General features: G+C 54.6%; 18 protein-coding genes, 2 tRNA genes and 3 pseudogenes. 8 read left to right on the top strand and 15 right to left on the bottom strand.

Translation table 11 applies throughout. The features are described 5' to 3' along the window. Positions 1 to 173: 173 nt before the first annotated feature. The 3 genes and pseudogenes from BAY1663_RS00735 to BAY1663_RS22905 all read right to left on the bottom strand — a co-directional run bounded on the left by BAY1663_RS00735 (position 174) and on the right by BAY1663_RS22905 (position 2,168). Positions 174 to 1,150 (bottom strand): annotated as a pseudogene (locus tag BAY1663_RS00735) (FecR domain-containing protein). A gap of 69 nt (positions 1,151 to 1,219) precedes the next feature. Continuing rightward, the gene (locus BAY1663_RS00730) at positions 1,220 to 1,753 is read right to left on the bottom strand and encodes an RNA polymerase sigma factor (RefSeq protein WP_037037197.1); all 534 of its coding nucleotides are present in this window, start codon (positions 1,751 to 1,753) and stop codon (positions 1,220 to 1,222) included. Next, positions 1,743 to 2,168: a TonB C-terminal domain-containing protein gene (locus BAY1663_RS22905; protein ID WP_128575999.1), complete on the bottom strand. Its 426-nt coding sequence runs from the start codon at positions 2,166 to 2,168 to the stop codon at positions 1,743 to 1,745. The genes BAY1663_RS00730 and BAY1663_RS22905 overlap by 11 nt, the downstream gene beginning before the upstream one ends. A 477-nt stretch (positions 2,169 to 2,645) precedes the next feature. On the opposite strand from BAY1663_RS22905, the gene BAY1663_RS00720 reads away from it, so the two are divergent. Then, entirely contained in the window at positions 2,646 to 2,978 is a 333-nt protein-coding gene (locus tag BAY1663_RS00720) for a hypothetical protein (protein ID WP_051497040.1), read from the top strand. A 55-nt stretch (positions 2,979 to 3,033) separates the two neighbouring features. On the opposite strand, the gene BAY1663_RS24895 is transcribed toward BAY1663_RS00720, so the two are convergent. Both BAY1663_RS24895 and BAY1663_RS24365 read right to left on the bottom strand, forming a co-directional pair. Beyond that, the gene (locus BAY1663_RS24895; protein WP_256206492.1) at positions 3,034 to 3,195 is read right to left on the bottom strand and encodes an Lrp/AsnC ligand binding domain-containing protein; all 162 of its coding nucleotides are present in this window, start codon (positions 3,193 to 3,195) and stop codon (positions 3,034 to 3,036) included. Between the two features lie 477 nt (positions 3,196 to 3,672). After that, positions 3,673 to 3,849 carry a hypothetical protein gene (locus BAY1663_RS24365; protein WP_164838413.1) on the bottom strand — a complete coding sequence of 59 codons (177 nt, stop codon included), beginning with the start codon at positions 3,847 to 3,849 and terminating at the stop codon, positions 3,673 to 3,675. A gap of 646 nt (positions 3,850 to 4,495) precedes the next feature. Between BAY1663_RS24365 and BAY1663_RS00705 the strand changes: the two genes are divergently transcribed. Together BAY1663_RS00705 and BAY1663_RS24705 are read left to right on the top strand one after the other, a co-directional pair. Further along, positions 4,496 to 4,798 carry a DUF1778 domain-containing protein gene (locus BAY1663_RS00705; protein WP_218186643.1) on the top strand — a complete coding sequence of 101 codons (303 nt, stop codon included), beginning with the start codon at positions 4,496 to 4,498 and terminating at the stop codon, positions 4,796 to 4,798. A gap of 270 nt (positions 4,799 to 5,068) precedes the next feature. Next, positions 5,069 to 5,296: a GNAT family N-acetyltransferase gene (locus BAY1663_RS24705; protein WP_218186642.1), complete on the top strand. Its 228-nt coding sequence runs from the start codon at positions 5,069 to 5,071 to the stop codon at positions 5,294 to 5,296. A 191-nt stretch (positions 5,297 to 5,487) separates the two neighbouring features. Here the strand turns inward: BAY1663_RS24705 and BAY1663_RS00695 are convergent. The 9 genes and pseudogenes from BAY1663_RS00695 to thrS form a co-directional block, all read right to left on the bottom strand. Next, positions 5,488 to 5,564: transfer RNA gene (locus tag BAY1663_RS00695), tRNA-Pro, on the bottom strand. Positions 5,565 to 5,649: 85 nt separating this feature from the next. Beyond that, the gene (locus BAY1663_RS00690; protein ID WP_037037076.1) at positions 5,650 to 6,006 is read right to left on the bottom strand and encodes a MerR family transcriptional regulator; all 357 of its coding nucleotides are present in this window, start codon (positions 6,004 to 6,006) and stop codon (positions 5,650 to 5,652) included. Next, positions 5,987 to 6,289, bottom strand: coding sequence for an integration host factor subunit alpha (ihfA, locus tag BAY1663_RS00685; protein ID WP_003282572.1), 303 nt, complete (start codon positions 6,287 to 6,289; stop codon positions 5,987 to 5,989). Before ihfA ends, BAY1663_RS00690 begins: the two co-directional genes overlap by 20 nt. Before the next feature lie 3 nt (positions 6,290 to 6,292). Next, positions 6,293 to 8,670, bottom strand: a pseudogene (gene pheT, locus BAY1663_RS00680) (phenylalanine--tRNA ligase subunit beta). A gap of 31 nt (positions 8,671 to 8,701) precedes the next feature. Further along, on the bottom strand, positions 8,702 to 9,706 hold the full coding sequence (pheS, locus tag BAY1663_RS00675; RefSeq protein WP_020308698.1) for a phenylalanine--tRNA ligase subunit alpha: 1,005 nt from the start codon (positions 9,704 to 9,706) through the stop codon (positions 8,702 to 8,704). A 174-nt stretch (positions 9,707 to 9,880) separates the two neighbouring features. Continuing rightward, positions 9,881 to 10,237 carry a 50S ribosomal protein L20 gene (rplT, locus tag BAY1663_RS00670; RefSeq protein WP_003282569.1) on the bottom strand — a complete coding sequence of 119 codons (357 nt, stop codon included), beginning with the start codon at positions 10,235 to 10,237 and terminating at the stop codon, positions 9,881 to 9,883. A 27-nt stretch (positions 10,238 to 10,264) separates the two neighbouring features. Then, positions 10,265 to 10,459 (bottom strand): 50S ribosomal protein L35, encoded by a 195-nt coding sequence (gene rpmI, locus BAY1663_RS00665; RefSeq protein ID WP_003298367.1) that lies wholly within the window; start codon positions 10,457 to 10,459, stop codon positions 10,265 to 10,267. Between the two features lie 61 nt (positions 10,460 to 10,520). Beyond that, positions 10,521 to 11,072, bottom strand: coding sequence for a translation initiation factor IF-3 (gene infC / locus BAY1663_RS00660; RefSeq protein WP_177325787.1), 552 nt, complete (start codon positions 11,070 to 11,072; stop codon positions 10,521 to 10,523). Then, a pseudogene (thrS, locus tag BAY1663_RS00655) lies at positions 11,072 to 12,993 on the bottom strand (threonine--tRNA ligase). Before thrS ends, infC begins: the two are co-directional and overlap by 1 nt. Positions 12,994 to 13,344: 351 nt before the next feature. On the opposite strand from thrS, the gene BAY1663_RS24890 reads away from it, so the two are divergent. The 5 genes from BAY1663_RS24890 to BAY1663_RS24610 all read left to right on the top strand — a co-directional run bounded on the left by BAY1663_RS24890 (position 13,345) and on the right by BAY1663_RS24610 (position 17,914). Next, a complete protein-coding gene (locus tag BAY1663_RS24890; RefSeq protein WP_128575995.1) occupies positions 13,345 to 14,301 on the top strand; it encodes a site-specific integrase in 957 nt (318 codons plus the stop codon). 827 nt (positions 14,302 to 15,128) lie between these two features. Beyond that, complete coding sequence (locus BAY1663_RS00650) at positions 15,129 to 15,584, top strand: hypothetical protein (protein ID WP_037037072.1); 456 nt, start codon at positions 15,129 to 15,131, stop codon at positions 15,582 to 15,584. Beyond that, complete coding sequence (locus BAY1663_RS23165) at positions 15,581 to 15,856, top strand: hypothetical protein (RefSeq protein ID WP_128575993.1); 276 nt, start codon at positions 15,581 to 15,583, stop codon at positions 15,854 to 15,856. Before BAY1663_RS00650 ends, BAY1663_RS23165 begins: the two co-directional genes overlap by 4 nt. A 315-nt stretch (positions 15,857 to 16,171) precedes the next feature. Then, positions 16,172 to 17,275, top strand: a complete 1,104-nt coding sequence (locus BAY1663_RS00645; RefSeq protein WP_037037071.1) for a hypothetical protein — start codon at positions 16,172 to 16,174, stop codon at positions 17,273 to 17,275. Positions 17,276 to 17,566: 291 nt separating this feature from the next. Continuing rightward, on the top strand, positions 17,567 to 17,914 hold the full coding sequence (locus tag BAY1663_RS24610) for a hypothetical protein (protein ID WP_037037068.1): 348 nt from the start codon (positions 17,567 to 17,569) through the stop codon (positions 17,912 to 17,914). A 1,263-nt stretch (positions 17,915 to 19,177) separates the two neighbouring features. On the opposite strand, the gene BAY1663_RS00630 is transcribed toward BAY1663_RS24610, so the two are convergent. Continuing rightward, a tRNA-Val gene (locus tag BAY1663_RS00630) sits at positions 19,178 to 19,254 on the bottom strand. Between the last annotated feature and the right edge of the window lie 45 nt (positions 19,255 to 19,299).

The raw sequence follows: 19,299 nt of genomic DNA, 5'->3' as shown, positions 1-19,299 counted from the left end.
TAACACGAGCGCGAGGGTCGCTCGGGATTCGGCGACATCGGGCGCGCCCGATAGGCTGGTGCTGAGCGCAGCGAAGCCCAACAAACACCGGCACGAACCTGTTGGGCTTGGTCGCTTCGCTCCTCAACCCAATCTATGCAACCGACCCAACCTGTAGCTTGTTACCCTGGCAATCAACTGACCAGCACCACACCGCCTGGCAGTTCCGTAACCTGCGCGCCGTATGCATCTCGGATCAGGGCCGCTACGTCGGGTAATTGGTCGAGTCGGATCCGAGCCTGGACCCTGCGTTGCCCTAGATCACGGTTCATCAACAGAATCCTGCCCGTGCGGTAGCGATTGAGTTCGTCGATCACGTGGGCGAGCGTTTCCCCCTCGAATATCAGCAAGCGCTGGCGCCAGGCGGTGACCACGGTGGTATCCACCACACGAGGCGAGCTGTGCTCTCGCTCGCCGTAGCTCAGTTGCTGGTCGCTGTCGAGACGCATGCTCTGGCCACGATGATCGAGGCTCAGGTTCCCCCCCACGCATGTGACCAGCACTTCGGGACCGGTTGCCCGAACAACGAATCTTCCGCCGTCGGAGCGTATCCAACCAGTGCCGGCGCGCATCTTGAACGGAGCCTGGGTGCGCACCTCGATTTCGCCAGCAAGCAACTCGATGCCTTGGCCGCCGTCGTCGAACACCCGTCGGTTGATCCGGGTCTGAGTATTCAACTCGAGGAGGACGTCGTTCGCCAACATGACGCTGCGCTGCTCGCCTACAGTGGTGTGATAGTCAGCCATCAGCCGCTGACTTCGCCGAACAGAGAGGGTCTCAAGAATACGAATGCCGCCGACGCCGCCACCGCTCCGGTGATAAAGGCGCGCCGGCCGAAATGCCGCCGGGTGGCTACGCTCGTATCATGAAGCGGAACGACCGAGGCCGGCGTACGATTGTGTTCCAGTTGCTGTGCAGCGGGGCCCAGGGCCTGCCATAGCTGTCTTGCCTGTGTAAAAGCCTGCGCGTGGGCTTCGCTACGGGCGCACCAATGGCGAAAATCGGTCGCATCCGAAGTGGTTGCACGCCCCGATGTCAGCTTTACCAGCCATTGCTGGGCCTCACGCTGTAGTTGGGCGTCGGTTGCCGCCCCGTATTCGAATTCGCTCATGGATATTCGTGTGCACTTGATAGGCGCGCCCGGTCGACCGGCACGCACGAAATTATCGATAGTTCCAACCTAAGACGGTTTGACGGAGGCAGAACCGAACCGTTGCATCGATTTTCTTTCCAGCCGCTCGGCGCAATAACTGAGCGCGGCTCTCAATTCCTTCTCGACCATGCGGGTGGAAATCCGATGCCGTTTGGCGATTTCCAGATGGGGCACCTCGTCCAGTCGTGCGGCTACCAGGATCTGCCGGCGCCGAGCTGGCAGTTCGCATAAAGCACTGATCAAAAGCCTGATCTCGGTTTGCCCGACAATCACGCGGGCCGGATCATGCTTCTCATCGGTGCTCTGCAATAGCTCATCCACCTCATCTCCAGTGAGTAACCGTGCATCCGCATCTCGGCGATCGGCGGCGATGTTCAGCGCCATGCGGAACAGGTAGGCATTCGGATGCTTGATCTCCGTCTCACTGGCAAGACCATAGACACGCAGGTAGGTTTCCTGAAGCACGTCGCTAGCCAGGTCCTCCGAGCCCAGGCGTCGTTTCAGCCGGGCCTTGAACTCGTCGTAGGAGGCCAGGAATAGGCGAACCATGTCATTCTGCATCGCTGTCATCGAGTCCTTCGAGTCTCTGGCAGTGAACACCGCTACCCTCCCGTTCCGGCAGTACGAGAATGGTGATGGGTTGCGGCAGCGACGAGGGCGGCGCCTGCGGGAGTCTCAGTTCCCGCAGCAGTTCGATCAGGGCAGCGTCACGCCGTGCCGCCCCGCTCGAACTCAGCAGATGACTGTGCTCCACCCTTCCCTGCGGGCCTATCCACAACTGGAACGCTATTCGGTAATCCCCTGGCCAGATCGTTTTCCAATGGCACAAGGCGTCCTCCAGAGTCGCTTGGACGACGCCCGCATAACTGCCGCTTACCCGGCTCTTGTCCTCCACCGACTGCGGACTGTTCTCAGCGGATCTACTGACCTCGGCACGCCGCAGCGTGAATGCATTCTCCCGAGTGAATACCGCCATCAAACCCGTACCGGACAGCAACAGGCTTAGCCCGGCTCTAGCGAGAAGCGTCCCGATATGGCGGCAGAGCGCCGTCCCACGGTCAACTCCTGATCGACCAGCACGGCCACCCCTGTCACTTCACTGTACACATCCAAGGCCTGCGGTAAGGCAAGCGCCGGGATATCGAAATCGATGAGCGCTCCATGCCCCGGAAATTTCGCGGGTGAGGACGCATTCGCTAGACAGAATGGCCCCAGCAGTAGCAGCAACGTTGTAAACGTCAGGCAATTCTTTGCTGCACCCTGTGACATAGGCGAATTCCCGGCCTTACTGCCTCTCGATGCACGGCGGAGCAAATACAGACGCGTCATAGTGCTGAGCGCAAGTGACGTTTTCGTTACAAGAGCCCAATCCGGGCTATTTCACCTTAAAGTGGCACTGGCATCCTGTTCGAAACTCAGAGGCCAAATAGCCCGTACCGCTCTGGAGGTATCCATGCCTGTCTTTCCCATCCTGCCATCAACTCTCATGCTGCTGTTGTTGGTTGCAGCACAGGCCGGCGCCAGCGAGGCCGGCAAGGACGCCTGCATAGATGTAGCGGTAGACGGCTATAAAACCCTCTCCTACGAATGCCTCGGCCAGCAGATGACCAACCGGCAAGGTGATACCGCCGCCAGAAAGAATCAGCAAGAGATGGCGTTTTCCATCACCAACCGCGCATCCAACCAGCTCGGTCTGTTCAACCAGGCCGCTACCAGTCATCGCATGGGGGCGAACTTTGGCAGGTCGGCATTTCCCCAGCGTCCTGTCGAGAGAGTTTCGCGCTAGCCCTTGCGCCGAACGGCCAAGACCGTTCGACAGCTTGTAGCAGCCGGATGAAAGCTCAGACAGGTAGCTCGGAGGTTAACTTCACTTGCTGCATGGGGACATCCGACTTCAGGCTCTGGACACCTTTAATGCGAGCGAGATGCCTGGCTTGAAATTGCCGGTAGGCGTTGAGGTCAGCCGCAACCACTCGGAGTAGGAAGTCACAGTCACCAGCCATGAGGTGGCATTCAAGTACCTCCGGTAATTCCTGCACAGACTCGATGAAGCGGTTCCACCGTCTTCTTCGGCTAAATCTGCTTCTAACTCCAGAATCTCGATGACCGATCACGGTAACTGACCTTGTTGTGGATAGCATTCTTTGCGGCATTTATCGCGTTGTACCAGTGGTTGAGCTCCGGCTCAGCCAAGCGTTTCTTAAGATCGTCCCGAGCCAGGCGCAACAGCGCGCTGGTGGCCGAGCAAGAGGTCTTGTCCGCCCCTTTGCCCCTGACTTGACCTCGGTGATCCAGATATTGTTGGTTGAAGCCTCGTACAGGAGGAGATCGAACCCCTTTCGAATGCTCTTCTCTTCCATGTTAAAGAATGGCGAAACTACCTCGAAGTTAGGGAAGAGCTTCAGAATGATGACGTGGGACAGAAGCTCTCCCAGCATGCCGATCCGGGTTTCCCAGGGTTTCCTGGAATAGCGCTCGTTCTAGAAGTGCTTGATCGTCGCAGGATATTTGTAGGCCGCCCTGTCCTTGCTGGCCTGATCAGCGCCATGGCAGATACGTGTGAGGTTCTCCCTCAGCGCGAGCTTGAGCTCATCAGAAAAACTCTCAACACAACACAAGGCATACTGGTCGACCTGCTTGAAGGTGACGCCATCCATAACACTTCCTGCAAGAGCTGAAACCGCAGCGTCCTCGCGCGGTTACTACGAGAGTTCGATGGTCCTGTCCCGCGCCAGAGTAGGGACCATTTGGACTAAGGCTGGCATATACAGACGGAAGTCAAGAAACCTACGATAGCGGCATAGTGCCAGCCTGGCTAAAATTAGCGGCCCTGGGGGATAGGTAAACAAAAATGGAGTCATGCTTGACAGGGCTTTAGACGGCTGGAGTGTGGGCTTATATGTTTGCTGAATAGACAAAAGGGAGCGGGTCGGATCTATTTCTACTCTAATCGTCTGCTCTTGGCCGATTCTGTTGAAAAAGTCGGCCTCTGGGAGAGCTGCTTTTTAGCAGTTCAAAAACGCTCCAATTCTGGCGTTGCTGTGTAAAAACCAAGACAGCTCCGTCTTCTGCCTTCTGAGCAAGCCAGATTTCAACGTCGCCCCCTTTCGTGAGCAAAATCGCGGAGGGACTTTTTCAACAGAATCGGTCGAAAGCAGCCGTCATCTGGCTAAAAAAGCACACCCTGAATCACTGGTCCAACCGGTACAAGAAAGCATTTCCACGAAGCTCCTGGAGGCTACCAGTACGAAGAGACATTGATAAGGCACCACTTTGACGTACAATACTTTACATCTACCTGGAGTGGAGACTTTCGCCATGAACACAGCCTCAGACACCAAGCAGGAGCGGATCAACCTCCGATTGCAGGACAGTGCTAAGAAAACCCTGGAACGCGCCGCGAGCTTCGAGGGCAAGACCGTCAGCCAGTTCATCCTGAACAGCGCACTGGCACATGCCGAAAAGACCATTCACGAGCATGAGGTCATGAGCCTGAAGGCGAGCGATGCAGAAGCGTTCTTCGATGCGCTGAGCAAGCCGGTCATTTTCAACAAGAAGTTGGCCGCCGTCCTTGAGAGTCACGAACAGCGTATCACCAGCCGATGAGCGAGCGAGTCGATCTGCTCATCACGCCATTGGCCACCAACCATCACCGAGCCGGCTTCCAGTGCGGCGTAAACGCACTGGACGACTACCTACACAAGCAAGCCGGCCAAGACGTGAAGCGCCGCGTTAGCCGGGTATTCGTCGCCACCACGCTGGAGCAGCCAGACGTCATCACGGGTTACTACACCCTTTCCAGCCTGTCGATCGAGTTCGACCAGCTTCCCGAAAAGCTTGCTCGCAGACTGCCCCGCCACCCACTCCCCGCCCGCCTTGCTCGGCCGCCTCGCCATCAGCCAGGATGCTCAGGGTCGTGGCATAGGCGGACTGCTGCTAGCCGATGCTATCAAGCGTACGCTGGCCGTCAGCAACCAGATCGCAATCTACGCCCTGGTCGTCGACGTCATCGACGACCAGGTTCGGGGATTCTACGAGCAATACGGGTTCTTGCCGCTTGGCTCGAATAGCCGCCGCTTATTCCTGCCACTGCAATCCTTTTAATCACTCGCCAGGCAGGAACGCCCCTGCCGGCTCAGCTCACACAAAGTCCCACCGCTCCCTTCTCACGGGTAGTGACCAGCGCAAAAATCCCCGGTGGGGCAAAAAGTGGGGCAAAAATCGGACGCCCTCAAAAACCATCAGGCATAAAAAAATCCAGTCACCGCTAAGTGACTGGATTTCTTGAGGTTTTTTGGTCGGGACGGAGTGATTCGAACACTCGACCCCTTGCACCCCATGCAAGTGCGCTACCAGGCTGCGCTACGCCCCGACAGTGTTATCAGCACCGCTGAAAACGGATCGAACTATACCTTAAGCAACTGAAAATGTGAAAGTTTTTTAGAGGCCCAAGTGATTTATTTCCGGAGTACCAGCAATACTTCTTCCAATTCGGAAATCATCTGCCGAATCAGTTGCTTGTACTGGGTGGTGTCGTCGCGCGCCTCTTCGCCGGAGAGGCGCTGCCTTGCACCGCCGATCGTGAAGCCTTGGTCGTACAGGAGGGCACGGATCTGACGAATCATCAGCACGTCTTGCCGCTGATAATAACGCCGGTTTCCGCGCCGCTTCACCGGATTGAGCTGGGGAAATTCCTGCTCCCAGTAGCGCAGCACGTGGGGCTTCACCGCGCAGAGTTCGCTGACTTCACCGATGGTGAAATAGCGTTTGCCCGGAATCGACGGAAGCTCGTCGTTATGACTTGGTTCCAGCATAAGCCTCGACCCTGGCTTTGAGTTTCTGCCCCGGACGGAAGGTCACGACGCGTCGCGCCGTGATCGGAATCTCCTCGCCGGTCTTGGGGTTACGCCCCGGACGCTGGCGCTTGTCGCGCAGGTCGAAGTTGCCGAATCCGGACAGCTTGACCTGCTCGTTATGCTCCAGCGCCTGGCGGATCTCCTCGAAAAACAGCTCCACCAGCTCCTTGGCTTCGCGCTTATTCAAGCCTAGCTCTTCATATAGACGTTCCGCCATTTCAGCTTTCGTCAGAGCCCCCATACGCTATTTCCTTAACGTGGCGTTGAACCTTTCTTCCAGGGAGGTGAGGATTTGCTGCATCGCGCCGTTCACCTCGTCGTCGTTTAGAGTGCGCGAAGGGTGCTGCCAGGTCAAGCCGACTGCCACACTTTTGCTAAGCGGATCAATACCTTTTCCCTGATAGACATCAAATAGCTTGAGGTCTGTCAGATTCTCGCCCGCTGCATCGCGAATGCACTGCAGGACGGCTTGCGCCGGCACTTCCCGCGCGACCAGTACCGCGAGATCACGGCGCACTTCGGGGAAGCGCGACAGCTCGCTGAATTTCGGCAGGCGGCCCTCGACAATCTCGCCGAGCGCCAGCTCGAACAGGTAGACCGGCTGGTCGATGCCCAGACTGGTCGCTAGTTCGGGGTGCAGGCTGCCGACGAAGCCAACCAGGCGACCTTCACGCTCGATATGTGCCGTCTGCCCCGGATGCAATGCCGGATGCTCGCCCGCGACGAACTGGTATGCCGCACCATTTCCGGCAAAGGCCAGCAACGCTTCGACATCCGCCTTGACGTCATAGAAGTCCGTCGCCTCGCGGGCATTCGCCCAGCCTTCGGGCAGGCGACTGCCGGTCACGACGCCGGCGAGCATGCTTTCCTGCTTCAGCTCGTCCAGTTGGCCGACGAAACGCAGCCCTGCCTCGAACAGACGCACGCGCGACTGCTGCCGGTTGAGGTTGTACTGCAGCGCCTTGACCAGCCCCGGCCAGAGCGAGGCCCGCATGGCGGCCATATCTGCGGAAATCGGGTTGGCCAGCTGCAGCGGCTTGACGCCTGGGGTGAACTGCTCGAACAGCTTGGGATCGATGAAGCTGTAGGTGATCGCTTCCTGGTAGCCACGGGCGACCAGCAGGCGCCGCAGCAACGGCAGCTCCGCGCGTGCTTCCGGCTTCGCTTCGGGGGCCAGGCGCGCCTGCGGGTAACGCACCGGCAGGCGGTCATAACCATATAGCGACCGAGTTCTTCGATCAGATCGACTTCCAGGCTGATATCGAAACGATGACTCGGCACGCCGACCTGCCAGCGCCCCGCGGACTCCTCGCTCACGCCGAGGCCCAGCGAAGTCAGCAGACGCACCACCTCGGCAGCGTCCATTTCCAGGCCCAGCATCTGCTCGATGCGCTCGGCACGCAGCGTCACCGGCGCGACCTTCGGCAGGTGCTCTTCGCTGACCGCCTCGACGATCGGCCCGGCTTCGCCACCGACGATCTCCAGCAGCAGAGCGGTGGCCCGCTCCATCGCCTGGCGCGCCAGCTGCGAGTCGACGCCGCGCTCGTAGCGATGCGATGCGTCCGTATGCAGGCCGTAGGAACGGGCCTTGCCGGCCAGCGCAATGGTGTCGAAGAACGCGCTCTCCAGGAAGATATCCCGGGTGGTAGCGCTCACACCGCTATGCTCGCCGCCCATGACTCCGGCGATGGCCAGCGCCCGCTGGTGATCCGCGATGAGCAGGGTATCGGCGCGCAGGCTGATCTCCTGGCCGTCCAGCAGAACCAGCTTTTCACCCTCTTCCGCCATCCGCACGCGGATGCCCGCGTTGATCTCGGCCAGATCGAAGGCATGCAGAGGCTGCCCCAGCTCGAGCATCACATAGTTGGTGATATCCACGACCGCATCGATGCTGCGGATATCCGAGCGGCGCAGGCGCTCCACCATCCACAACGGTGTCGGCTGTGACAGGTCGACATTGCGAATCACACGCCCGAGATAGCGTGGGCAGGCCTTCGGCGCCAGGACTTCGACCGGACGCACTTCATCGTGGCTCACAATAGCCGGGGTGATTTCGACCGGGCTGACCGCGGCTCCGTAGATCGCACCGACCTCACGCGCCAGCCCCGCCAGGGAGAGGCAATCACCGCGATTCGGCGTCAGGCCGATTTCGATGCTCGCATCATCGAGGCCGAGATAGTCGCGCAGATCGGCGCCAACCGGGGCATCGGCCGCCAGCTCCATGAGACCGCTATCATCGCTACCGACCTGCAGCTCGGTTTCCGAGCAAAGCATGCCGTTGGACTCGACGCCCCGCAGCTTGGCCTTCCTGATCTTGAAATCGCCGGGCAGTTGGGCGCCGAGCATGGCGAACGGAATCTTCAGGCCCGGGCGCACATTGGGCGCGCCGCAGACCACCTGGAAGGTCTCGCTACCGTTGCTGACCTGGCAGACACGCAGCTTGTCGGCGTCGGGATGCTGCTCGGTCGCCAGCACTTCGCCCACGACCACGCCACTGAACGCGCCGGCAACCGGCGTGACCGCATCGACCTCGAGGCCGACCATCGACAGACGAGCGACCAGCTCCTCACGGGAAACCTGCGGATTGACCCAGCTCCGCAGCCATTGTTCACTGAATTTCATGCTGTTCTCCTGGAAAGTACTGGGTCATGCCTTAGCGAAACTGCTCAAGAAAGCGCAGGTCGTTATCGAAAAAGATACGCAGATCCCCGACTCCATAGCGCAGCATGGCTAGGCGCTCGACGCCCATTCCGAAAGCGAATCCCTGATACTTTTCCGGATCGATCCCCGACATCCGCAGTACGTTCGGATGCACCATTCCACAACCCAGAACTTCCAGCCAATCGGACTTACTTTCACCATTCCTGGTGATCATGCGGCGAATATCAACTTCGGCAGAAGGCTCGGTGAAAGGAAAGAACGAAGGACGGAAACGAACCTCCAGATCTGCCTCGAAGAACTCCCGAAGAAACGCCTGAATAGTGCCCTTGAGGTCGGCAAAACTGACACCCTCATCAATCAGCAAGCCTTCGACTTGATGAAACATCGGAGAATGCGTCTGGTCTGAATCGCAACGATATACGCGACCCGGGCAGATAATGCGTATCGGTGGCTGCTGCGACTCCATCGTCCGCACCTGAACCGATGATGTATGGGTACGCAGGACCATGTTGGCGTTGAAATAGAAGGTGTCGTGCATCGCCCGGGCCGGATGGTGGCCGGGGATGTTGAGCGCCTCGAAGTTGTGATAGTCGTCTTCAACCTCAGGCCCCTCGGCAACGCTGTAGCCGATATGGCCGAAAATCTGCTCCATCCGCTCCAGCGTTCGGGTGATCGGATGTAACCCGCCGCTCGCCTGCCCGCGCCCCGGCAGGGACACATCGATGCGCTCCGCAGCCAGCTTGGCGCTCAGCGCAGCCTGCTCGAGTTCCGCCTTGCGCGCATTCAATACGTCCTGGACCTGCGTCTTGGCGGCATTGATCAGCGCGCCGGCCTTCGGCCGCTCCTCGGGGGACAGTTTGCCCAAGGTCTGCATCACCTGGGTCAATTCGCCTTTCTTGCCGAGATACTGGACGCGGATCTGCTCCAGGGCACCGATGTCTTCACTTCGTTGCACGGCCTCGAGCGCTTGCGAGACCAGTGCATCCAGATTTTCCATGTACAACCTCCAGAGGTTCTTGCAGAACCGCACTGGTTACGCGCCACCCAAGCGGCCCGTCGCCACGCGCCCTTTTGCAAAAGCCCCTCTCAGATACGAAATAGGGGAAGAGCACAAGGCTCTTCCCCTATCGATGACGTTGCAACGAATCCGAGGATTCGTGATTGTCGGGGCTTAAGCCAGAGAAGCCTTGGCTTTCTCGACAATCGCAGCAAACGCCGCTTTCTCGTTCACTGCCAGATCGGCCAGAACCTTGCGATCGATCTCGATGGCCGCCTTCTTCAGGCCGGCGATCAGACGGCTGTAGGACAGACCGTTGACACGAGCACCAGCGTTGATACGGGCGATCCACAGAGCGCGGAACTGACGCTTGCGCTGACGGCGGTCGCGGTAGGCATATTGGCCAGCCTTGATTACCGCCTGCTTGGCAACGCGGAATACGCGCGAACGCGCACCGTAGTAGCCTTTGGCGAGTTTCAGAATTTTCTTGTGACGGCGACGGGCAACGACGCCACGCTTAACACGAGCCATGAGTTATTCCTCTGAGTCTTGACCGGATCAACGAACGCGCAGCATGCGCTCCACTTTTGCAACGTCGGACGGGTGCACTTGCGAGCAACCGCGCAGCTGACGCTTACGCTTGGTGGTCATCTTGGTCAGGATGTGGCTCTTGAAAGCGTGCTTGTGCTTGAAGCCGTTAGCAGTCTTCTTGAAGCGCTTCGCAGCACCACTTTTAGTCTTCATCTTTGGCATGTTCGTTCTCCACAGTGTGGGTGATTACAAATAACCGCAAGGCCTGCCAGTGCCCTGGAGGTTACTTTTTCTTCTTGGGAGCGATGACCATGATCAGCTGGCGTCCTTCCATCTTCGGATGCTGCTCGACGGAACCGTACTCGGCGAGGTCGTTTTCGACCCGCTTCAGCAGTTCCATACCCAGCTCCTGATGGGCCATCTCACGGCCGCGGAATCGCAAGGAAACCTTGGCCCTGTCCCCGTCACTCAGGAAACGCACCAGATTGCGTAGCTTGACCTGGTAGTCCCCTTCTTCCGTCCCTGGACGAAACTTTACTTCTTTGACCTGAATCTGCTTCTGGTTCTTCTTCGCCGCAGCGACCTGCTTCTTCTTTTCGAAGAGGTGCTTGCCATAATCCATGATCCGGCAAACGGGCGGCACCGCATCAGCGGAAATTTCCACCAGGTCCAGCTTGGCTTCTTCTGCTACCTGCAGCGCTTCATCAATCGAGACGATGCCAATCTGCTCGCCGTCAGCACCAATCAAACGGACCTCACGAGCCGAGATATTCTCGTTGATCGGGGCCTTGGGTGCAGCTCGTTTATCCTGTCTCATTTCACGCTTAATAGTCATTACTCCAATTCTTGGCGACCACGCCGGGAAACCGCCTGTGCCAACAGCTGCGCGAATTGCTCGAGGGGCATGGAGCCATATCGATGCCTTCACGGGTGCGCACAGCAACGGATCGTGTCTCAACCTCCCGATCCCCGATAACCAAGAGATAAGGAGTCTTGAGCAAAGTATGCTCGCGGATTTTAAAGCCGATCTTTTCGTTTCTCAAGTCGCACTTGGCACGGAACCCGCTTTGAGTGAGGGTTTTCTCGACTTCGGCGGCAAAAGCGGCCTGCTTGTCGGTGATATTCATGATCACCGCCTGGGTGGGTGCCAGCCATGCCGGGAAAGCCCCCTCGTAGTGCTCGATCAGAATGCCGATAAAGCGCTCGAACGAGCCGAGAATGGCGCGGTGCAACATCACCGGATGCTGCCGATCGTTGTTCTCGCTGACGTACTCGGCCCCGAGCCGCACCGGCAGGTTGAAATCCAGCTGCAGCGTGCCGCACTGCCAGACGCGCCCCAGGCAATCCCTCAGGGAAAATTCGATTTTCGGCCCGTAGAAGGCACCCTCGCCCGGCTGCAGATCATAAGGCAGGCCCGCGCTATCCAGCGCCGCCGCCAACGCAGCTTCGGCCCTATCCCAGAGCTCATCGGAACCCACGCGCTTTTCCGGGCGAGTGGACAATTTCAGCTCGATATCCGAGAAACCGAAATCGGCATAGACCGCCTGGGTCAGCTTGATGAACGCCGCGGATTCCGCCTGCATCTGCTCTTCGGTGCAGAAGATATGCGCGTCATCCTGAGTGAAGCCACGAACGCGCATGATGCCGTGCAACGCACCGGACGGCTCATTGCGATGGCAGGCGCCGAACTCGGCCAGGCGCAGGGGCAGTTCGCGGTAACTCTTCAGGCCCTGGTTGTACACCTGAACATGGCATGGGCAGTTCATCGGCTTGATCGCATAGTCGCGACTTTCCGATTCGGTGGTGAACATGTTCTCGGCGTAGTTCGCCCAGTGCCCGGATTTTTCCCAGAGCACCCGATCGACCACCTGCGGCGTTCTGATTTCCAGGTAGCCGTTTTCGCGCTGCACCTGGCGCATGTACTGCTCCAGCACCTGGTAGAGCGTCCAGCCGTTCGGATGCCAGAAAACCATACCCGGCGCTTCTTCCTGGGTATGGAACAGATCCAGGCGCTTGCCGATCTTGCGATGGTCGCGCTTCTCGGCTTCCTCGATGCGCTGGATGTAGGCGGCGAGCTGCTTCTTGTCGGCCCAGGCGGTACCGTAGACGCGCTGCAGCTGCTCGTTCTTGGCATCGCCGCGCCAGTAGGCACCCGACAGCTTGGTCAGCTTGAAGGACTTGAGAAAACGGGTGTTCGGCACATGCGGCCCGCGGCACATGTCGACGTATTCTTCGTGGTAGTACAGCCCCATCGCCTGCTCGTCGGGCATGTCCTCGATCAGACGCAGCTTGTAGTCCTCGCCACGCGACCTGAACACCTCGATCACCTCGGCGCGCGGCGTCATCTTCTTGATGATGTCGTAGTCGCGATCGATCAGTTCCCTCATGCGCTGCTCGATGGCCGCCACATCATCAGGCGTGAAGGGCCGCTCGTAGGCGATATCGTAATAGAAGCCTTCCTCGATGACCGGCCCGATGACCATGCGAGCGGTCGGATAGAGCTGCTTGACGGCATGCCCCACCAGATGCGCACAGGAGTGGCGAATGATCTCCAGCCCTTCTTCATCCTTCGGCGTAATGATCTGCAGCGAGGCATCGCCCGCGATCAGATCGCAGGCGTCGACCAGCTTTCCGTCGACCTTGCCGGCAACGGTCGCCTTGGCAAGACCCGCACCGATGGATTGAGCCACCTCGGCTACGGTAACCGGATGATCGAACGAACGCTGACTGCCGTCGGGAAGAGTAATGGTGGGCATGGCGCCTCCTCTCCTAGTGGTGACCCGTACCAGAGGCCACATGGGTTGGGATGAGCCAGTAAAGCGGTTCGGCGAGCATGCCTGCCGCACAGTGGCAGGCGCCTGACGAGCTCGACCCCGCCGAACCGGAGTCACTGGAAAAAACAAAGACCGGCGATGCTTTCAGAAAGCGGAGCTCCTGACAAGCGAGGCAAAAAAAAGGGCCGCTTACGCGACCCTTCTTCTTCGAATTGGTAGGCACAATTGGATTCGAACCAACGACCCCCACCATGTCAAGCAGGCCGCAAAAGCGACGGGCACTATACACGGTGCAGCCCCTAGGAACCATCCATTCACACAGGAGGTTTCTATATGGCAACGATACGTCAGCTTTCCTCAGGGAACTGGAATGCACAGGTGAGGGTGAAGGGAAAGCCTGCTCAGTCAAAGACCTTCCCCACCGAGGCAGCAGCACAGCAATGGGCTAGGCAGCAAGAAGCCCTCACCAAGGAACACAAGTCGCACACCATCTATTCCCTTGGCATGTCCTATTGCCAAGCCCGCCTCCTGGGGAGAGGAAGCCACAAGCATGCTCTACAAATAGTGGAGCATCTAGCCAAGGCATTCCCTCAGCCCATCCAAGACATCACCCCTCAGCAGATCAATGCATACAAGCTTGAACGCCTCAAGACTGTTAAGCCTGCTACATGCAGAACACAGCTAGCCTTCATGTCCCGTCTCTACCGATGGGCTAAGCGTGAGCTGCTGATAGACGTAGCCAATCCATTAGCAGACATAGCCCTCCCCCAAGCATCTAAGTCCAGTGACAAGGTGGTGAGCAAGGGAGAGTTGTTCCTTGTGCTTGAGCATCTAAGCCCAGCTATGAAGCTGATAACAGAGCTTGCTTATGAAACCGCCATGCGTAGATCAGAGATAGTAAAGCTAACCATTGAGCATGTGCATCTAGAAGAACGGATAGCTGATGTTGTTGATGGTAAAAATGGAACAAGGTCTGTTCCTCTTACACTGAGAGCTGTAGAGCTTCTACAAGACGCTATACGCCTTGCTAAATCTAAACGCATACCAACGGGGAGGCTATTCAGCATCACCCCTCACAGCGTCTCTACAGCCGTCAGAAGGGCTAGGCAGAAAGCTAAGCTAGACAGCTCTGTAAGACTGCATCAGCTACGACACACACGGATAACTAACGTAGCCAAGAAGGGATTTAACAATGCACAGATAATGATTGTGTCTGGACATAGAGACACAAGGTCAGTGGCTAGATATTCCCATCTGAATGCTAGAGATGTTCTGCATCTAATAGACTAGCATCTACTAGCATAGCTAGAAGCTCCTGTAAGGCTCCGTAAGGGGCCTTTCTTTTATGAGTAATACCAACGTCAGGATGCACTAGCTATCGTAGCTTGCAGGGCCTTACAGGAGCTAAACGAAGCTATAAGTAATTACACACACACCTGCACCATTTGTTCCTAAATTTAAGTATAGGTAGATAGGACAGTGACATTAGTCAAATTATATTTACTAAGTGATGCCCTCTTTTCCCTAAAAATTCAGTATATATAGGTAAGGGTAGAGACATAAGCGTAACTATTTTTAGCTTCTGACCGGGACATTTCCCTAGGATTTAGGTATATACAGATAAGGGGAGAGACTTTGGTCAAAGTATTTTACTGAATGACTTAGGGTTTTTACTAAAATCTAAGTATATATAAATACTAGATGTTCACATACACACCCACCTAGCATCACCAATCTCTAGCAACCAATCAGAATGCATCTAGCAATAGCGGCAGCACTCACCCCTGTGCTGTCTGTTACCTGATGGGGGATTAAGGGGGAATCTAACTAAAGGAAACAACATGATTACTCTAGAAGAAATCGTAGCAGTTCAACATAAGAACCTAGCAACACTGACATCTAAGCTCATCTACCTAATGATTAGGAATGGAGCAGATGCAGAGGGTTGGTCTTCTATCAGCCTTAACTCCTTCTCAGAAGCTACTGGCATGGCTCGACGTTCTATCGTAAGAACTCTTGCACGTCTCCAGTCTGTCGGACTGATTGAGAAGAACCCAGTTAAATCTAAACCCAATGACGTTAACCAATACCGTCTAACAATTCTGTAAGGAACCATAATGACTAAGCAAATAAATCCCACTGATATCTTCGAGCTTGCTCGATCTACAGGACGTAGCCCCTCTGAGATTCTTGACATTGCTCAGAGAGAAGGCTGGGAGATTGTAGAGGATGCTGCTCCTATGCCTACACAGAAAGCAGAGCGTAAGTCTGTTATGCATGATCCGAAGGGAGCTATTGAGCTGATGCGCCAGCTTAAAGAAGACAACATAAAGAAACTGTACAAGAACGATCCTTATATACGAGAAGGCATTGATGCTCAGCTAGCAGTACAAGCAGCTAGGCACACCAAGACTAAGCCTTCTAACATTCAGTATAACGAGCAAGGAAACATTGAGAGCATCAAGTCTTCTGTTGTGTCTGGCATCCATGCTACCGAAGCTAACCAGATGGAACTGATGCAGGCCATCAAGGACAACATCTATAAGAAGTATGGTGTAGGGAGTCGAGCATGAGCTGCTATCTATCTGAGACTGAGAAGGAATATCTACAGGAGAAACGTACACAAGCAGAACTATTTGATAAGCAAATAGCTATTAAGAATTCTGCATTGGTAGGTGAGCCTAAGAATTATAAAGGTGTAGAGTATTCAATGAATCAAAGGGGCTTTATGAATGCACCAGCATCGACAGGTCATCACCTCTCTATGGTGTGTTCACCTCTACTAGCATTCTACATTCCCTCATTGACAAACTGGAATCTAATGCTGGCAAGGCTAGCAATGTGAAGACCTAGAATGCTTAAGCATCTACTACTTCCAGCTACGCTAGCTCTATTAGTTTCAATAGCCTACCTGCTCACCTCCCTCCTGAAACACCTAGTGTAATTCTACCTATCAGCATCCATCTTTCTAGCTCCAGCTAGGAGGCCGATAACTTATGCATAAAGGAAAGTATTGATAAGAATAGTTGACGCCATATGTGGGGCGGGAAAGACAACTTGGGTCTTTGACCACATAAAGAAGAATAGCGATAAGCGTTGGTTGTTCGTGTCTCCTTACCTATCGGAGGTGGGAGACGGAAGGACCAAAGGAAGGATACAGATGGAGCTACCTGACCTTGCCTTCAAGGCCCCAGGCACCAGCTCACAGACCAAATCATCCCACCTCAAAACCCTCCTCTCAGCGGGTCACAACATCGCATGCACCCATGCATTGTTTGAAGACATTGATCGAGAGACCATTCAACTCATCTATGAGAATGACTACCATCTAATCATTGATGAGACGCTAGACATGATTGAAGTCTGGAAGGAATACCATCCTCAGGACATCACTGCCCTAGAAGCAGCAGGCATGATTAGCATAGCGGATAATGGAGAGGTGGAATGGGACCACATTAAATATCCTAACTACAGGGGACGTGACGTCTCTGTAAAGAACAAGTGTGACGCTGGCAGCTTGTGGCTTTACGGAGGAAACATCTTCATTGCTCGAACACCACCCAATGTAATCAATGCAGCCAAGACCACTACCATTCTTACCTACCAGTTTGAAGGGAGCCTAATGGCAGCATGGTTAAAGGTAAATAAGCTGAACTACACCTACCACTACCCCGATGGGTTACGCTCAGAACAAGAGATTAAAGCTATCATTAGGGATAAGCTACACCTACTGCCAATCCCTAAGAAAATCCTAGAGCTTCAAACTGGTGACAGAGGATTGTATACACCACATACTTTCTCTTATACATGGTTTGAGAATGCTAAAGACGATGAGCTTAAAGCACTAGGTCATAGCCTAGAAAATACTAAGCGAACCAAAATGCCTAAGGGTGATTTCTTTTGGACTGCTGCTATTGGGTCTGATCCTTACAAGCAGCTTAAGGTGATGGCTAATCGTAGATGGCAAACTGACCTTGAAGGTTTAGATAGTAATAAGCATCGAACCTTCATAGCTTGGAATACTAGAGCTACCAATGAATATGCAGACAGAACGAATTGTTTCTATGCATACAACGTCTACCCTAATATCTTTATTCTCAATCACTACAAGAATCTAGGTATTGAGATAGACACTGATAGGTATGCGCTAGGTCATCTGATTCAATTCATCTTCCGAGGATCAATCAGAAAGCATGAGGATATGCATCTTCTGATCACTAGTCTAAGGATGAAATCACTTCTAGAGAACTGGCTAAAAAACTAGCAGAATAATTTACGCACCAACTTTTGCTGTTTTTTGGTGCGCGAATTAGATTTAGCCCAGTAAACATGCGGGTTGTAGAGCATCTCCCTTAAAGGAATGTATATATACTGCTAGCAATACTTAAAAGCAAAAGCATGCCTACGGCGTTTAAGAGCATGCATTTAAAAGAAGATCAAAAGCGACAGCACCTAGACATACTTCGACATTAATGCTTCTTGCTTCTTATCTTTCATGCATGCTTCTGCCGCCGGCAGGCATTGCTTCTGCTCTACCACAATACAAGGATAATTTATGAATATTCCAGAAAATGGAAAACAGAAATATATAGAAGCTACATCATTCGTGGCTCTAGCTAAAGAATGGAATGTCTCTTTAGTAACGCTAGAAGCGTATGCTAACGAACAAGGATGGGATAGAGAGCATAAGCTTTATTGGCAAGACAAGGCTATTGAGATGCTTAAGAATGCAGCTAGTGAAGATAACATCACAGCAGTGAGGGAGCTTCTTAAAGCTATGGGCATTAGTAGGCCAGTAGGTAGACCTAGTAAAACAGAAGTGACGAAGCAGATAGCTATCGAAGCTAAGATAGAACAAGAATTCTCTGCTGATATTGCCAGGCTTGCTTCTTATGCCAAGTAAGCATAATTATTTATTTAGGCAATAGAGATGCATTACACCTAAGCAATGCTCACCACATTCGCCTAGATAAATTCCGGAAGGATTCCGGTTGCCCTTTAAGGGTGAACCACTGTTACCAATGGTTCCGTTCTTCAATGGGAGCCTAGACATAAGCTCAACATTGCCCGCTATTCGGTAGTGGTTCCCGTCCTGATAATTAGCCCATCAGGATAAAGGCGCCATCTATCAGTCAATGGCTAACTGGTGAGTTCTACCAACCATCCTCACGTGGTGGCTATAGCTTTCATGCATTCACTACACACATTGAAGGTTCGCTTCTGCATCTACTTACCACAACCCGCCTGCTTTCCAGACGTACAGATGTTAGCTTAGAAGCTAACAGGACCGTTTCCCTATCACTAAGAGATGATACTCATCATGTGGTTTTTCATCAACCCGTAAACGTGCCGCCTCGCATCAAGAATCAACTCTTGTGATCCGAACCTCTCTTCCAGACTACGAAGCCCCGGAATAAGGAATGGGACTGACAGATCAGCGACCTCTCCAACGCTCATTCCACTGGCCTTATACGAAGCTAGCTGAATCATATGTAGCCGGCATCCTCCCTCCTCCATTGCCCCATGGTAAAGGCTACGATGCATCCCAATGTAATCCGCAACCTCGTTACCGAATGCCTTCCCCCTACGGGCAAGTAGCATAGATCTGATGAGGTTAAACATTGACATTCCTTTGCTTGATGGCATTTGAGTATCACAGACATCTAGCCATTTCTGCTAGAAATTCTCAACCTTCAATGTACATAGAGCAACACCCCCCTACACCCCCTCCCTCCCCCTCTCGACATTTCCCCCACAATTCCAGACATCATCAAGGGTAAGCCCCTGTAGTCACGCATAAGGCTGGCAGCGTCTCGCCTATGGCATCGGGTAGGCATCAGGTCTAACGCCTCGTATACGAGCTTGTAGGGCCTCCCCATCGAAGGCACATAGCTCCCTTGGTTAGAGCAGCTGAGCGAAGCGATGAGGGGAATAGCGAGCCTGTGAGCTATGACCCTACCTTCACTAGGTGGGGATATTCCTATATATAACAAAGGCTTAGGTATTGACGTTCACACTAGATCGGTGTGAATGAGGGGATGTCCTTCACACGTTCACATTGCCCAGTGTGAAAAGGGGCTGTAAATTGTGAAGGTTTTCTAGGGACAAACAAAAAGGGGAACCCGCTAGGATTCCCCTCTATGTACCGCGCTAAGCGGCTTCGAATTGGTAGGCACAATTGGATTCGAACCAACGACCCCCACCATGTCAAGGTGGTGCTCTAACCAACTGAGCTATGTGCCTTCGATGGGGGCGCATTCTAAAGCCACGGCAGCAGGAGTCAAGCAG

This window comes from Pseudomonas sp. BAY1663 (genome assembly GCF_000582595.1).
GTDB lineage: Bacteria > Pseudomonadota > Gammaproteobacteria > Pseudomonadales > Pseudomonadaceae > Stutzerimonas > Stutzerimonas stutzeri_AF.
The sequence above is the reverse complement of the archived record's forward strand: the minus strand, read 5'-3'. Positions and strand labels throughout refer to the sequence as shown.